Below are 14,495 nucleotides of genomic sequence, written 5' to 3'. Positions count from 1 at the left end.
AAACCGGCGAAGCACAGATGCAAGCTGTTGTAGATGCACTTGGCGGTTCTGGTAAAATCGCTTATCTGGCTGGTACCGAAGGTACTCTGGTCGCTTCGGAGCGCGAAGAGGGCTCGATGTCTGTCCTGGAAAACAACCCCAACTGCGAACTGGTCGCCCGCGAAGATGGCGACTGGCTGCGCGAAGATGCAATCTCTATCGTAGAAACCTGGATCACCTCGGGTGTTGAGTTCGATGCAATTTGTGCCGCTTGTGATGAGATGGCCATTGGAGCCATTCTGGCACTGCAGGACGCCGGCATCACAGATACCGTTGTAGCCGGAATTGATGGGTTGCTCATGGGTTGCGAATATGTTCAGCGCGGCGAAATGACGCTGACCTTCTACGCGGATGCCAAGGGGCTCGCTTATGAATCTCTGGATGCCGCACTGGCATTGGCCAAGGGCGAGCAGCCGGAAGACGTCAGTCTGAAGGACCTGTTGGTCAATTCTGACAACGTAGACGAGTACATCGCGTTGTGGAGCTGATTACGCAGAGAAGCATGCGGGTCTTATCATAGACAAATTTTATATGACTTTCGATTTTTTCAGCCTGCTTTCGCGCAAAACCGTGTATTGAAATTGTTTTCGTTCTGCGTACAGCCGTTTTTTCTGCATGATCTCTCGGCTGTACGCAGAACCCATACAGAAAGGAGGAGGCCATTTGGATCAGGACTATATTTTAGAGGTAGAGGGTATTTGCAAATCGTTTCCAGGTGTGGCCGCTCTGCAAAACGTAGGGTTCAAAGTACGTCGTGGCACCGTTCACTCGCTGATGGGTGAAAACGGCGCTGGGAAGTCCACTATGATGAAAATACTGCTTGGCGTATACAGTCGTGACAGTGGCAAAATCACATTCGATGGTCGTGAAGTGTCCTACAAAGGACCTCGCGATGCATTAAACGATGGTCTTGCGATGATTCATCAGGAGTTGAGCACTGTTCAGGAACTTACCGTCTATGAAAATATTTTTCTTGGCAAGGAAATCTGTTATAAAGGAACTTGGATCAAAAACGAAAATGCAATGCGTACGCAGGCAAGTCAACTTTTCCAACGGCTCGGAATCGATATTAACCCCGATGCAAAAATGAAAACGCTTAGCGTCGCTAAGCAGCAACTTTGCGAAATTGCCAAAGCAATTTCTTATAATGCTAAATTAATTATTATGGATGAGCCCACTTCCGCTATTACAGAAACAGAAGTTGCACATCTTCTTCAAATTATCCGCAAGCTCAAATCCGAACAGGTGAGCATCATTTACATCACCCATAAAATGGACGAAGTTTTTGAGATTTCAGACGATATCTCCGTATTCCGAGACGGGCAATATATAGGCACAAAAACAGCAAAAGATATGACCACCAATGAGCTGATCCAAATGATGGTTGGCCGCACGATTACTAATATTTTCCCAAAAGAAGAAGTGCAAATCGGAGATGTTTATCTGAAGGTTGATGGTCTAAGCTGTGATGGGATATTTAAAAATGTTAGTTTTGATGTGCACAAAGGAGAAATTTTTGGATTTGCCGGTCTGATGGGAGCCGGACGAACCGAAGTGGTAGAAACGCTGTTCGGCGTGCGAAAAAAATCTTCCGGAAAAATTTTTATTAACGGTGCCGAAGTCGAAATTCGGTCCCCTCGCGACGCAATCCAACACGGTCTTTGTCTGCTGACAGAAGATCGAAAACAAAGCGGTTGCTTTTTACCGCTAAGTGTGCGGCTCAACACAGTGGCTGCCTCACTGTCAAAGCACTCTAATGGGCCATTTATCCGCCGCAAAATGATGGACCAATCGGCCGAGAGAATGAAGTCACTTCTCTCCATCAAAACACCTGGAATCAACGTTCCTATTTCCAGCTTATCTGGCGGTAATCAACAAAAAGTTCTTTTGGGACGATGGCTGCTTACCGACCCTGATATTCTGATTTTCGACGAACCTACGCGAGGCATCGACGTAGGTAGCAAGTCCGAAATTCATAAACTATTAACACAGTTGGCACAGCAAGGAAAATGTGTCATTATCGTTTCCTCCGAGCTTCCCGAAGTCATGGGTATGAGCGATCGAATTCTGGTAATGAGTGAGGGAAAAGAAATAGGGATCATTGAGCGCAAAGATTTTTCTCAAGAAAAAATTATGCGTTATGCAACCGGTATATCAGACGAAACAGGGGAGGCATTATCATGAAAAGTCAGTCGGCCGCATCCCGCCGCTTACAGTCAATTGTTAAAGAGCATAGCGCTTTTTTTATTCTTCTTGCGCTTATTCTTGCAATGAGTCTTTTACGGGGGGACGCATTTCTCAAGACAACAAATCTAGTCAATATCGTTCGGCAACAGTCCGTAATAGGTATCATTGCACTGGGCATCATGTTCCCTATTGTCAGCGGCGGCACAGATTTGTCTGGCGGATCGGTTGTCGCGCTCTGCAGCGTATTCGCCGCCCTGTCCGTCAAAGCAGAACTTCCTATTCCCGTTGTTTTTGTTATTGCGACAGCAATCGGTGCACTAACCGGCGTCATCAATGGTTTTTTTATTGCATATGGCAATGTTCCGCCTTTTATTGCTACGCTGGGCATGATGTCTATTGCGCGAGGCGCAGCACTGCTCATCACCGACAGCAAAAACATCAACGGCTTTTACAGTTCCTTTGAGCGCATCGGAAAAGATTCTTTCCTTGGCGTTCCGATCGCCGCATGGATATTCTTTTTAATGGCTGTGCTGATTTATATTTTACTAGAACGAACCAAGTATGGCACCTCAATTTACGCCATAGGCGGCAATGCTACTGCAGCCAGAGTATCTGGCATCAATGTTGCTTTTTGCAAATTCATGGCATATGTCACCGCAGGGGCCTGCACCGGCATTGCTGCCGTGGTACTTACTTCCCGCATGCGTTCAGGCAACCCTTCAGTTGGCGTTGCGTATGAAATGGATGCTATCACTTGCGTCATTTTAGGCGGTGCCAGTTTTTCCGGAGGCAGTGGCAAAGTAATCAACACAGTGTTCGGCGCGCTGATTCTTGGCATTCTTGTAAACGGCATGACAATGCTTCGCATTGATTCCAACCTGCAAAACGTTGTAAAGGGCGCCGTCATTGTAATTGCTGTTTTTCTGGATTCCCGCAAACGGACAGAATAAGTGTGTGGAAACACCAAAATTTTATTCTGATTTATTGAATAGGCAGAAAGACTACGCTATAATGAAAGAAGCAGACTGCACTGCGCGTCAATCGCTTTTATAACGCCAAAGGAGATTTTGTATGAGAGCTGCTGCAAAACCGACCGGTATCAAGGATGTTGCACAATATGCAGGGGTATCCATCGCTACGGTCTCCAATGTACTCAACGGCACACGTCCCGTCAGCCCCGCTCTGACAAAACGGGTACTGGAAGCCGTAAAAGCGCTGCAATATGAAACAAACCTGGCTGGTCGGCAGCTTAAAACCGGCAAGTCCCAACAGGTTGCAGTTGTTCTTCCAACCGTAACCAGCATCTTTTTTCCAAACCTCATCAAAAGCATCCAATTGGCGGCAGGAAAGGCAGATTACACCGTCAGCATCTTTGCAACCAAAGGCGATATTGCGCAGGAGCGCCGCTGCATCAACCTGCTCCGTATGAGAAATTATGACGGCGTAATGCTTTCTTCCTGCGCTGATATTGATTTGCCGGAAACGGAAGAGTATCTGGAATTTCTTCACTCCATCAATTTTTCTCCCAATCCCATGCATATCATCTGCCTGGAGGCAGCCATCAGCCCCAAGCTGGATGCAGTTGTGGTAAATGACTTTGACGGTATCATGAAAGCAACCAATTATCTCATCCAGCAGGGACGGCGGCATATTGCCCATATTGCAGCACCCACCCAGTATATGATGGGTAAAAATCGCCGGCGCGGATTTTTAACTTCTCTCATGCTTAACAATATCCCTGTCGACGAAAATCTGATTACCGAAGGCTGCTATACCTGCCAAAGCGGATACGATGCAATGGAACGGCTGGTCCGCACCGGACACCGCATTGATGCAGTCGTCGCTGGGAACGACCAGATGGCAATCGGCGCAATCAACTATCTGAAGCAGCATCAGATTCGTATTCCGGAAGATATTGCGGTAGTCGGTTTCAATGACAATACGCCCGCCACTTTAATTACGCCTTCGCTTACCAGCATTCGCGTTCCCAAATCGGAAATGGGCGCATGGGCGTTCGATTTATTCCTGCGCAGAATCAATAACGACGATTCTGCCCGCATGATGATTTCGCTGGAGGGCGAACTCATTATCCGCAATTCCACCGACCCATCCGCCAAAACCGAATGGGATATGGACTGGTAGCATCGCCGCAGATGTATCGGACAGGCAAAAAGCCACCCTCGAAGGGTGGCTTTTCTGCTATTGTTTTCAGAAATTATTGCAGCCAGCTCGGTTTTTCCCGCATACGCACACCGGCCGCAATACCAAGCGCAGCATACATTGTGATGACAGAGGTGCCGCCATATGAAAACAGCGGCAGCGTCAGTCCCATAATCGGCAGCAGACCCACGCACATGAAAATGTTCATAAACGTTTGAAACAAAAACATGCCTGCAATGCCAACTGCCAGCATGGCGGAAAACATGGTGGACGCACGGAAGCTGACATAAAACAGCCTCGCAATCAGCAAAACCAGTAAAAGAATAATGACCATACAGCCGATAAACCCCAGTTCCTCACCCGCGACGGAGAAAATATAGTCCGTGTGGTTCTCCGGCACAAGCTGCTGCTGCGTCATGGCGCCGTTGGTCAGGCCCTGCCCGCTCATCTGGCCGCCGCCAATGGCAATTTTACCGTAAGTTGTCTGCCGTGATACATCCACATCAATCGATGGGTCGAACAGCACCAGAATACGCACCTTCTGGTAATACTGTAAAACAAAATTCCACAAAACAGGGACGCTGGCCGCACCCAGTATACCGCCCGCGGCCAGCCACCGCAGCGGCAGTCCCGCTGCAAACAGCATAATCACAGCAATCATCAAATACTGAATCGCCATGCCCGTATCGCCCGAAGTCAGAACAATGACCCCCATCATCAGCAGCGTATGCAGGCCAAGCACCAAAATGCCCTGCCACTCTTTGATGTGGTCGCGAATTTCCGATATATGAGCCGCAAAGGTAAAGATGAACAGCAGCTTGCCCAATTCGCCCGGCTGCATATTGGTTATACCCAGATTGAGCCATGCGCGCTGGCCGCCGGCCTCCACGCCAAGGGGCGTGAACAGCAGGCATTGCAGACCGATATTAACCAGCACAAAAATTTTCCACCAGCCGCTCATCGTCTCCAGGTCAATCAGGCTCATCACAACAAAGGCGCCAAGGCCGATCACAACCGCCGCGGCCTGTATGACCAGGTTGCGCGTGCTGCCATCCTGCCAGGAAACCGGATTGAGGGTCGCCGAGTACACCAACACCATGCCGTAAGCCGAACAGAGCAGCGCAAGCGTTACCAGGTAAAGATCGGTATTTTTAATATATTGCACAATGCCTTTCAAAAGTCAGGCTCCTCCTTTTCCGTATGAATAAACGTCTGCTTTATATCATACCACAATATGTCGGCGTTTGCGAGACACAATTTCGGCAAATTTTTCGTTTTTGCCAGTGGAAAACTGTGCAGAACATTGTTATAATGAAATTACTGATAATTCTCTGATACGGTATGGGAGGACGAAAAGAATGCTGTCTGATATTGAAATTGCACAGGGCTGCCAGATGCGGCCCATTACTGAGGTTGCCGCGGCTGCCGGTCTGGACGCCGACGACCTGGAGCTTTACGGCAAATATAAGGCAAAGCTTTCTACTGCGGTATGGAACAAAGTGCAGAACCGGCCGAACGGCAAGCTGGTGCTGGTCACCGCCATCAACCCCACCCCCGCCGGCGAGGGCAAAACCACCACGACCGTCGGCCTTGGGCAGGCCATGGCCAAGCTCGGCAAAAAGGCGATGATCGCACTGCGCGAACCTTCGCTCGGTCCGGTATTCGGCATCAAGGGCGGCGCTGCCGGCGGCGGCTATGCACAGGTTGTGCCGATGGAGGACATCAACCTGCACTTTACCGGCGATATGCACGCTATCACTGCGGCCAACAACCTGCTGTGCGCTATGCTGGATAACCACATGCAGCAGGGCAACGCGCTGGGTATCGATCCCCGCCGCGTTATCTTCACCCGCGTGATGGATATGAACGACCGCGCCCTGCGCAACATCACCATCGGTCTGGGCGGCAAAATGAACGGCGTACCGCGCGAAGATCATTTCATGATCACGGTTGCCAGCGAAATCATGGCGATTCTGTGTCTGGCAGCCGATCTGGAAGACCTGAAAAAGCGATTCGGTGATATTCTGGTTGCCTATTCCTACGCAGGCGAGCCGATCTACGCGCGCGACCTGCACGCCGAGGGCGCCATGACCGCGCTGATGCGCGACGCCATTAAGCCCAATCTGGTGCAGACGCTCGAGGGCACCCCCTGCCTGATGCACGGCGGCCCGTTTGCCAATATCGCACACGGCTGCAACTCGGTGCAGGCCACCAAGCTGGCCCTCAAGCTGGCCGACATCGCCATTACCGAAGCCGGCTTCGGCGCTGACCTGGGCGCGGAGAAATTCATGGACATCAAGTGCCGCAAGGCCGGCCTTGCCCCCGACTGCGTGGTCATCGTGGCAACAGTGCGCGCGCTCAAATACAACGGCGGCGTTCCCAAGGCCGAGCTGAACACCCCCAACCTCACCGCACTGGAGCGCGGCATCTGCAACCTGGACGCGCATCTGGATAACATGAAAAAGTTCGGCGTGCCGGTTGTGGTGGCGATCAATGCGTTCCCGTCTGACACGGCGGAGGAAATGGACTTCATCCGTGCGCACTGCGCTGCACGCGGCGTGCGGGTAGCCCTGTCTGAAGTGTTCGCCAAGGGCGGCGAAGGCGGCGAAGCGCTGGCAAACGAAGTGCTGGCGGTTCTGGATGAAGGCAAGGCAGACTTCCATATGCTGTATGAGGACGAGCTTCCGCTCGAGGATAAGATCCGCAAAATCGCCAAGGAGATCTACGGTGCGCTTGGCGTGACCATCGCCCCAGCGGCGCACAAGGAACTTGCCAACATCACCGAAATGGGCTATGGCCATCTGCCGGTGTGCATTGCCAAGACCCAGTATTCCCTGTCTGACGATGCGGCGCTGCTCGGCCGTCCGACCGAGTTTGTGGTCAATGTGCGTTCTGTGCGTCTGGCCGCAGGCGCGGGCTTTGTGGTTGTGGAAACCGGCGCGATTATGACCATGCCCGGTCTGCCCAAGGTGCCTGCCGCTGAAAAAATTGACGTGGACAATGCCGGCCGCATTTCCGGTCTGTTCTGATTCCGCATTATCCCCCAAAAACACAGGGAGCCGCCATTCGGCGGCTCCTGTTCTGTCATAACAACAAAGGAGGGCTTTTTTGGAAATCAGCCTGATTCTTATGCGGGAGATCGCGCAGCTCTTTCTTCTGCTTCTTATGGGGTATGTTCTGGTCAAGCTCAAGCTGCTCCGTCCGGAAGACAGCCGCAGCCTGTCCGTCATTATGGTATACGCCATCACGCCCTGCGTCATCATCAATGCGTTTCAGGTGGAATATACACCCGATGTACTAAACGGTTTAATTTTCGCCTTTGCGCTCGCATTTGCGGCGCATATTCTGTTCCTGCTGCTCACCCGCCTGCTCGGAAAGCTGCTACGGCTGGATGCCGTGGAGCGCGTCAATATCATTTATACCAACGCCGGCATTCTGGTCATCCCGCTGGTGCAGGCGCTGCTCGGAGCAGAATACGTCCTCTATTCCTGCGCCTTTATCGTTGTGCAGCAAATCCTCATCTGGACGCATTGCCGCAGCATGCTGTGCGGCACCCACGGCACGGACTGGCGCAAGCTCTTTCTGAATGCCAACATCATCGCCATCATCATCGGCTGCGCGCTGTTCCTGCTGCGCATCCCTCTGCCGGGCATAATCACCGATACGCTGGAAACTGCCAGCTCTATTTTTGGCCCGCTCGGCATGCTGCTTGCCGGTATGGTCATCGCAGATACCCCGCTCAAACAGCTCTTTGCCACCCCGCGGCATTATGTTGCCATATCACTGCGTCTGCTGGTCTATCCGCTGCTGTGCCTGCTGCTTTTACGTCTTTCCGGCGTTTCCGGCCTGCTGCCTGACGGCCGAAACATTGCCATGACCGTTTTTCTTGCCTGCACCGCGCCTGCCTGTGCAACTGTTACTTCGCTTGCGCAGCTTTATGACAGGGATGCAGCCCGCTCCAGCGCGCTCTATGTGCTGACTACCCTTCTGTCCATCTTTACCATGCCGCTCATGATTGGCATTTTTGACACGCTGATTTAATCTTTATCCGGCACGGCGCAGCTTCAGGCTGCGCCGCTTTTCAATTGTGCAGACAGCTTTTCCGTTTGACATATTCTGAAACGCCCTTTATACTGAATACAGAAGCAAGGAGGGGCATTATGAGTTTTCAAGACTATTTTCCCATTTGGAATCAGTTGACTGCGGCGCAGCAGAACCAAATGCTCGGCAGCCTGATTACCCGAACGGTTTCCAAGGGAACTGTCCTGCACAACGGCAGCATGGACTGCACAGGGCTGATTCTGATTCAATCAGGGCAGCTTCGCGCCTATATTCTTTCCGAAGAAGGACGGGAAATCACGATTTACCGCCTGTTTGAAAGGGACATGTGTCTCTTTTCCGCCTCCTGCATGATGCGCTCCATTCAATTTGAAGTTACCATTGAGGCTGAAAAAGATACGGACCTGTGGGTTATTCCCGCCGAACTATATAAGAGCATTATGGAAAAATCAGCCCCTGTTGCCAATTACACCAACGAATTGATGGCTACCCGTTTCTCCGAAGTCATGTGGCTCATCGAGCAGATCATGTGGAAAAGTCTGGACAAGCGCGTTGCCGCATTTCTGCTGGAAGAGTCCGCAATCGAGCAAAGCAGCGAATTGAAACTGACACACGAAACCATCGCAAATCATCTTGGCTCGCACCGTGAGGTGATTACGCGCATGCTCCGCTATTTTCAAAACGAGGGCATGGTCAAACTGTCCCGCGGCTCCGTGCGCATATTGGATGCAGACAGACTGGCAGCGCTTCAGGACGCATAAACATTTGAAACAGCAGAAACCGCCGCTTCTCCTGTTCCCTCGGCGGAACAGCGAAGCGGCGGTCTTTTCATTTATTTATTTTCCGTTTTTTGCCTTGCAGATCAGCTGCGTCATCGTCCCCATGGGGCAATATACGCACCAGCTCCGCGGCTTAAACAGCACCATGGTAATCAGACCCAGCACCGTAGAGGTCAGCATCACACTGTAAAAACCAAACGCAAACTGTGCAACGCCTGCGTGAAACAACGTGCCATGATATGCCCAGTGCCACGGCAGCTTAAAGGTCCAAAGCAGCGTGACCGCCTGTTTTAAATCCTGCGCGCCCGCAAACACCAGATAAGTATTCCAGAGCATCAGAAAGAACATGGCAAAGAAAAACACCAGAAATCCGTACCGAAACGCCTTGCTCTTCATCCAGTTTGGAATATCTTTATTGCGGGAAAGGCCAAACCGTCCGCCCAGCACACCGAATAGCTGGCCGCGTCCGCAATAGCGGTTGCAATAACCTTTGGTGCCCTGCGTAACCGATATAATCAGCGGAATGAAAAAGCAGAGCAGGCCCAGCCATGCAAACAAAATATTGAAAAAACCCAGCACCAGATAGGTCAGTGACACAATCCAGAGATAGTCATACCATTTCTTTGTCATACCTGCACCTCCGCAATTGTAATGACCGATGCCGGACATTCTTTCGCACACTTGCCGCATCCCACACATTTTTCCGTATCCACCTGCGCCATCACGCCATGCGCAATTTCAATTGCCTGCATCGGGCAGATTTTCATGCAGCACCCGCAGGCCACACAGTTTTTCTGGTCCACAACAGCTTTGCGCCGTTTTCTTTGCGTCGTCATCATCCACCAAGCATCCTCCCTGTTCAGTATGGCCTTATCATACCAGATCTGCATCCAACATTCCGTGATATCATCACATAAACAGGCGCCGCCCTTTTCCATCCGAAAAAAGCGGCGCCTTTGTTTTTTATTGATCCATACCGCAGGCCGTAGCCGCTTCGATGAGACGCCGGTCGTTCACAACTGCGTCATACAGCCGATAACCGCCCGAGAAATTATATGCCTGCATGCCGTGTCCCTCCAGAATGCGGCATGCAATATAGCTGCGCAAACCGCTCTGGCAAATCACATATACCGGCTTTCCCTGCTCTATTTCATGCAGATGCTCCCGCAGCTCGTCAACCGGAATATTACGGAAACCTGCAATATGGCCCGCTGCATATTCTTCTGCCGTTCTGACATCCAGCAGTACTGCGCTGCCGTCACGCGGCAAAACCGCCATGTCTTCCATTCTCCACTGCTTCATTTTCCCCCGGGCAATATTCTCAATCATAAAGCCTGCCATGTTAACAGGGTCCTTTGCCGAGGAGTACGGCGGCGCATACGCCAAATCAAGATCTTTGAGCTGCGGCGCTTTCATCCCTGCGTGAATAGCCGTGGCCAGCACGTCAATCCGCTTATCCACGCCTTCATATCCCACAATTTGTGCCCCCAGCAGACGATAGGTCTGCTTTTCAAACACAACCTTCATGGTCATCAGTTTTCCGCCCGGATAGTACCCCGCACGGCTCATCGGGGACAAAAATACCGCGTCCACGTCCAGCCCCGCTTTTTTCGCATTGGTTTCATTGACGCCGGTGGAGGCCGCCGTCAAATCAAACACCTTAATTACCGAGCTGCCCTGCGAGCCAAGGTAGCGGCTGTCTCCTCCGCAAATATTATCGGCAATAATGCGGCCCTGCTTGTTCGCAGGTCCTGCCAGCGCAATCACGGCGTCCTGTCCAGTGACATAATGCTTGACCTGCACAGCGTCTCCCGCCGCGTAGATATCCGGAACCGAAGTCTCCATACGCGCATTGACAACAATGCTGCCCTTGACACCCAGTTCCAAGCCTGCTGCACGGGCAAGTTCGGTATCCGGCGTCACACCGATCGCCAAAATTACCATATCGGCATGCAGCGGTTTTTCGTCCTTAAGCAGCACATCTACGCCGCCGTTTTTCTCCTCAAATCCTTCTACCGTGTGCCCCAGCGCCAATTTGACGCCGTGTCTGCGCATCTCATTATGGATGAAGGAGGCCATATCTGCATCGTATGGATTCATAAGCTGCCTGGGACGCTGTACAATCGTCACTTCCATGCCCAGCTCCCGCAAATTTTCAGCAAGCTCCAGTCCGATAAAGCCGCCGCCTGCCAGCACCGCGGATTTCGGCTGATTGGCGCGAATATATTCCTTGATATGAAACGTATCTTCAACCGTGCGCAGCGTAAACAGCTTGTTCAGACCCACACCCGGCAGTCTCGGCTGGGTGGGCTTTGCGCCAGGCGAAAGAATCAGCTTATCATACGCCTGCTCAAACTGCTCCCCTGTTTCCAGGTTGGTGACCGAAACCGTTTTTTTCTCCGGATGAATGGCAGTCACTTCATGATGCACTTTCATACGAACCTGAAAACGGGAGAAAAAGCTCTCCGGCGTTTGCAGCGTCAAGGCTTCAGGGTCTGCAATGGCACCGCCAATATAATACGGCAGCCCACAGTTTGCATAAGAAATATAGCCGGAACGCTCAAACACGGTGATTTCTGCGTTTTCATCCAGTCTGCGAATTCTTGCCGCGGCTGTCGCGCCGCCGGCTACGCCGCCTACGATTACGATTTTCATATCACTGCTCCACCTTTCCGGAATATGCGGCAATGCCGCCGATGTTGGTTACATTGGTATATCCCATACGCTGCAGCATGCCAACCGCCTGGCGGCTTCTTGCACCTGAATAACAATAGACGAACAATGGGATATCTTTATTCTGCACCACCGAAGGAACCCTGTCAATGGTTTGCAGCGGAATGTTGCGGCTGCCGGGAATCCGGCCTTCTCTGTATTCCTGCGGCGTACGCACATCGAGCAAAACCGCACTGGGCGCTGCCTGATAATCTTTCACGCCCTGATTGATATCGGGCTGCCTGAAAAAGTCAAAAAATCCCATTGTCCATCCCTCCTTACAGCAGACTCAGAATTGCACTTTTGGGCCGCGCGCCCATTGCCTGATTAACAATCTTCCCGTTTTTCATCACAACCAGCGTTGGAATACTCATCACGCCGAACTGGCTTGCCAGCTCCGGCTGTTCATCCACATTTACTTTACCAACCTTGATTTCCGGCTTCTCTGCGGCAATCTCATCCAGAATGGGCGAAACCATGCGGCACGGCCCGCACCATGGTGCCCAGAAGTCCAGCAGCACCGGCTTATCAGACAGCAAAACCTCGCTCTCAAAATTGTTCTTATTGATATGAATCGCAGACATACTTTTGTCCTCCTTATTTTTCTTTGATGGTATCAGTATACAGGTCTATTTGTATATTTTCCGTGATCTTGTCACGTTTTGCCGGAAACCGTCTCTCCTTCCCAGTCATTGATGCCGCCAAACTCCACGATATTGGTATATCCCAGCGCCGCCAGTTTTTCTGACGCCTGCTTGCTGCGGTTTCCGCTGCGGCAATATACCAGTATCAGCTGTTCCTTGTCCGGCAGCGCGTCAATCTCCTCTGTGCCGATGCTTTCGTTGGGGATATTGACAGCGCCCGGTATATGTTTTTCCTCGTATTCCGCTGCCGTGCGCACATCCAAAACCAGATATCCGCTTTCCTCCTCCATCAGCGCGGCCGCTTCTTCGGTCGTCACCTGGCGATATGCTGCCGTCTCGGATGGAGTACAGGCGGAAAGCAGCAGCAGCGCTGCAAATACAGGCCATAATTTTTTCATGCTATTCCTCCCATTTGAAACGCTTCCTTTGAATAATTACAGTATACCGGAGTAAATCTGTATCTTCCGTGATGATATCACGTTTCCCATATTTCCAAATACAAAAAACTGCCATGCAGACGAAAGTTCGCTGCATGGCAGTTTCTCTGTTTGTTATGATTTTATCCGCCCGAAGGCCCGAAATCAGTCCACCTTGACCGTCCAGCCGAGTTCATCCGGCAGGGTTCCCCACTGCACGCCGGTCAGCGTGTCATACAGCTTGTGCGTAACGGGGCCAATTTCGCCATTGTTGATATAAGCGACCTGATCTTCATAGCGCAGCTCGCCAACAGGGGAAATAACTGCGGCAGTGCCCGTGCCAAAGACTTCCTCCAGTTTCCCCTCTCTGGAAGCCTTCATCACATCCGCAATCGGCAGCCGCTCCTCGGACACCGGAATGCCCCAGTGTTTCAAAAGCTCAATGCAGCTCATACGGGTAACGCCGGGCAATACCGTACCAACGCAGGGCGCGGTATAGACCGTGCCGTCAATTTTGAAGAAGCAGTTCATCGAGCCGACTTCCTCCACATACTTATGCTCAACGCCGTCCAGCCACAGGGTCTGCTCATAGCCCAGGTCATGCGCCTTCACCTGAGAAATCAGCGAAGCTGCATAGTTGCCGCCGCACTTGGTAAAGCCGGTGCCGCCCGGGCAGGCGCGGGTATACTCGTCTTCCACAAAAATCTTAACCGGATTGATACCCGTTGAGTAATATGCGCCAACCGGCGAGCAGACGATGATAAACTGATGCGTCTTGGACGGACGAACGCCAAGATGCGGCTCCGTTGCAATGACAAACGGGCGGATATACAGGCTGGTGCCTGCATTATGCGGCACCCAGTCCTTCTCCACCTCAACAATCGCCTTAACCGCCTGCACAAAATCCTCCACCGGCAGGCTGGGCAGACACATACGGTGGTTGGTATTGATCATGCGCTGCGCGTTCTTTTCCGGACGGAAAAGCTGCACCGCACCATCGGGCGTACGGTAAGCCTTCATGCCCTCAAAGGATTCCATCGCATAATGCAGCACCATCGCCGCAGGGTCAATCGCAAGCGGCGCATACGGAACAATGCGCGCATCGTGCCAGCCCTGCTCCTCATCATGGTCGATCATCAGCATGTGATCGGTATAATGGATACCAAAGCCGAGGTGCGCCTCGTCCGGCTTGGGCTTTTTGTTTGTGGTAAGCTGGGTTCTGATCTGCAGCATGGTGCATTCACTCTTTCTTTATGGTTTTATTGCTTTTTATTATAGCACTTTGCCAAGATAAAGCAAGGCGTTTTTACGCATAAAGGGTGACAAAGCCGCTGCGGTTTGTTATAATATGTTCGTATGATTTGCTGAAAGGGGGCGCGTTTGCCTGAAACAGAAAATCCGGCGCCTGCTCGGCATGCTGCTGTGCGCGGCGTTTTTGCTGCCTTTCTGGCCCATTTCTGCCCGCGCAGTCACCATGACCGCTGTGAACGACACGCTGC

General features: G+C 51.8%; 15 protein-coding genes. 7 read left to right on the top strand and 8 right to left on the bottom strand.

Annotated elements, in window-relative coordinates; translation table 11 throughout:
* The 4 genes from ACOYIE_RS04645 to ACOYIE_RS04630 form a co-directional block, all read left to right on the top strand.
* Positions 1–527: sugar ABC transporter substrate-binding protein (locus ACOYIE_RS04645; RefSeq protein WP_433410981.1), on the top strand; the 527-nt coding region annotated here is incomplete at its 5' end.
* Between the two features lie 127 nt (positions 528–654).
* Positions 655–2,223, top strand: coding sequence for a sugar ABC transporter ATP-binding protein (locus tag ACOYIE_RS04640; RefSeq protein ID WP_433410980.1), 1,569 nt, complete (start codon positions 655–657; stop codon positions 2,221–2,223).
* Entirely contained in the window at positions 2,220–3,176 is a 957-nt protein-coding gene (locus tag ACOYIE_RS04635) for an ABC transporter permease (protein WP_433410979.1), read from the top strand. Before ACOYIE_RS04640 ends, ACOYIE_RS04635 begins: the two co-directional genes overlap by 4 nt.
* A 121-nt stretch (positions 3,177–3,297) precedes the next feature.
* Positions 3,298–4,368 carry a LacI family DNA-binding transcriptional regulator gene (locus ACOYIE_RS04630; protein ID WP_433410978.1) on the top strand — a complete coding sequence of 357 codons (1,071 nt, stop codon included), beginning with the start codon at positions 3,298–3,300 and terminating at the stop codon, positions 4,366–4,368.
* A 73-nt stretch (positions 4,369–4,441) separates the two neighbouring features.
* Here ACOYIE_RS04630 and ACOYIE_RS04625 read toward each other — a convergent pair whose 3' ends face one another.
* A complete protein-coding gene (locus tag ACOYIE_RS04625; protein WP_433410977.1) occupies positions 4,442–5,563 on the bottom strand; it encodes an FtsW/RodA/SpoVE family cell cycle protein in 1,122 nt (373 codons plus the stop codon).
* A 181-nt stretch (positions 5,564–5,744) separates the two neighbouring features.
* On the opposite strand from ACOYIE_RS04625, the gene ACOYIE_RS04620 reads away from it, so the two are divergent.
* The 3 genes from ACOYIE_RS04620 to ACOYIE_RS04610 all read left to right on the top strand — a co-directional run bounded on the left by ACOYIE_RS04620 (position 5,745) and on the right by ACOYIE_RS04610 (position 9,206).
* On the top strand, positions 5,745–7,415 hold the full coding sequence (locus ACOYIE_RS04620; protein ID WP_433410976.1) for a formate--tetrahydrofolate ligase: 1,671 nt from the start codon (positions 5,745–5,747) through the stop codon (positions 7,413–7,415).
* Positions 7,416–7,494: 79 nt separating this feature from the next.
* Positions 7,495–8,427 (top strand): AEC family transporter, encoded by a 933-nt coding sequence (locus ACOYIE_RS04615; RefSeq protein WP_433410975.1) that lies wholly within the window; start codon positions 7,495–7,497, stop codon positions 8,425–8,427.
* Positions 8,428–8,546: 119 nt separating this feature from the next.
* Positions 8,547–9,206, top strand: coding sequence for a Crp/Fnr family transcriptional regulator (locus tag ACOYIE_RS04610; RefSeq protein WP_433410974.1), 660 nt, complete (start codon positions 8,547–8,549; stop codon positions 9,204–9,206).
* Positions 9,207–9,281: 75 nt separating this feature from the next.
* Here ACOYIE_RS04610 and ACOYIE_RS04605 read toward each other — a convergent pair whose 3' ends face one another.
* From ACOYIE_RS04605 to ACOYIE_RS04575, 7 genes are all read right to left on the bottom strand, one after another.
* Positions 9,282–9,854 carry a 4Fe-4S binding protein gene (locus tag ACOYIE_RS04605; protein WP_433410973.1) on the bottom strand — a complete coding sequence of 191 codons (573 nt, stop codon included), beginning with the start codon at positions 9,852–9,854 and terminating at the stop codon, positions 9,282–9,284.
* On the bottom strand, positions 9,851–10,060 hold the full coding sequence (locus ACOYIE_RS04600; RefSeq protein ID WP_433410982.1) for a 4Fe-4S dicluster domain-containing protein: 210 nt from the start codon (positions 10,058–10,060) through the stop codon (positions 9,851–9,853). Before ACOYIE_RS04600 ends, ACOYIE_RS04605 begins: the two co-directional genes overlap by 4 nt.
* Before the next feature lie 127 nt (positions 10,061–10,187).
* Positions 10,188–11,879, bottom strand: a complete 1,692-nt coding sequence (locus tag ACOYIE_RS04595; RefSeq protein WP_433410972.1) for an FAD-dependent oxidoreductase — start codon at positions 11,877–11,879, stop codon at positions 10,188–10,190.
* Position 11,880: 1 nt separating this feature from the next.
* Positions 11,881–12,201, bottom strand: coding sequence for a rhodanese-like domain-containing protein (locus ACOYIE_RS04590; RefSeq protein WP_433410971.1), 321 nt, complete (start codon positions 12,199–12,201; stop codon positions 11,881–11,883).
* A gap of 13 nt (positions 12,202–12,214) precedes the next feature.
* Positions 12,215–12,520: a thioredoxin gene (trxA, locus tag ACOYIE_RS04585; protein WP_433410970.1), complete on the bottom strand. Its 306-nt coding sequence runs from the start codon at positions 12,518–12,520 to the stop codon at positions 12,215–12,217.
* A 71-nt stretch (positions 12,521–12,591) separates the two neighbouring features.
* Entirely contained in the window at positions 12,592–12,978 is a 387-nt protein-coding gene (locus ACOYIE_RS04580) for a rhodanese-like domain-containing protein (RefSeq protein WP_433410969.1), read from the bottom strand.
* A gap of 183 nt (positions 12,979–13,161) precedes the next feature.
* Entirely contained in the window at positions 13,162–14,229 is a 1,068-nt protein-coding gene (locus tag ACOYIE_RS04575; RefSeq protein WP_433410968.1) for a branched-chain amino acid aminotransferase, read from the bottom strand.
* Positions 14,230–14,495: the final 266 nt, after the last annotated feature.

The sequence above is a fragment of the Agathobaculum sp. genome (assembly GCF_050946325.1).
Taxonomy (GTDB): Bacteria; Bacillota; Clostridia; order Oscillospirales; family Butyricicoccaceae; genus Agathobaculum.
This window is presented reverse-complemented; position numbering and strand designations above follow the sequence as displayed.

What these genes read in the sequence shown, in the direction of transcription:
- ACOYIE_RS04640 (WP_433410980.1), top strand. Translation starts at nt 655, where the DNA reads ATGATCTCTCGGCTGTACGCAGAACCCATACAGAAAGGAGGAGGCCAT.
- ACOYIE_RS04635 (WP_433410979.1), top strand. Translation starts at nt 2,220, where the DNA reads ATGAAAAGTCAGTCGGCCGCATCCCGCCGCTTACAGTCAATTGTTAAA.
- ACOYIE_RS04630 (WP_433410978.1), top strand. Translation starts at nt 3,298, where the DNA reads ATGAGAGCTGCTGCAAAACCGACCGGTATCAAGGATGTTGCACAATAT.
- ACOYIE_RS04620 (WP_433410976.1), top strand. Translation starts at nt 5,745, where the DNA reads ATGCTGTCTGATATTGAAATTGCACAGGGCTGCCAGATGCGGCCCATT.
- ACOYIE_RS04610 (WP_433410974.1), top strand. Translation starts at nt 8,547, where the DNA reads ATGAGTTTTCAAGACTATTTTCCCATTTGGAATCAGTTGACTGCGGCG.
- ACOYIE_RS04605 (WP_433410973.1), bottom strand. Translation starts at nt 9,854, where the DNA reads ATGACAAAGAAATGGTATGACTATCTCTGGATTGTGTCACTGACCTAT.
- ACOYIE_RS04600 (WP_433410982.1), bottom strand. Translation starts at nt 10,060, where the DNA reads ATGACGACGCAAAGAAAACGGCGCAAAGCTGTTGTGGACCAGAAAAAC.
- ACOYIE_RS04595 (WP_433410972.1), bottom strand. Translation starts at nt 11,879, where the DNA reads ATGAAAATCGTAATCGTAGGCGGCGTAGCCGGCGGCGCGACAGCCGCG.
- ACOYIE_RS04590 (WP_433410971.1), bottom strand. Translation starts at nt 12,201, where the DNA reads ATGGGATTTTTTGACTTTTTCAGGCAGCCCGATATCAATCAGGGCGTG.
- trxA (WP_433410970.1), bottom strand. Translation starts at nt 12,520, where the DNA reads ATGTCTGCGATTCATATCAATAAGAACAATTTTGAGAGCGAGGTTTTG.
- ACOYIE_RS04580 (WP_433410969.1), bottom strand. Translation starts at nt 12,978, where the DNA reads ATGAAAAAATTATGGCCTGTATTTGCAGCGCTGCTGCTGCTTTCCGCC.
- ACOYIE_RS04575 (WP_433410968.1), bottom strand. Translation starts at nt 14,229, where the DNA reads ATGCTGCAGATCAGAACCCAGCTTACCACAAACAAAAAGCCCAAGCCG.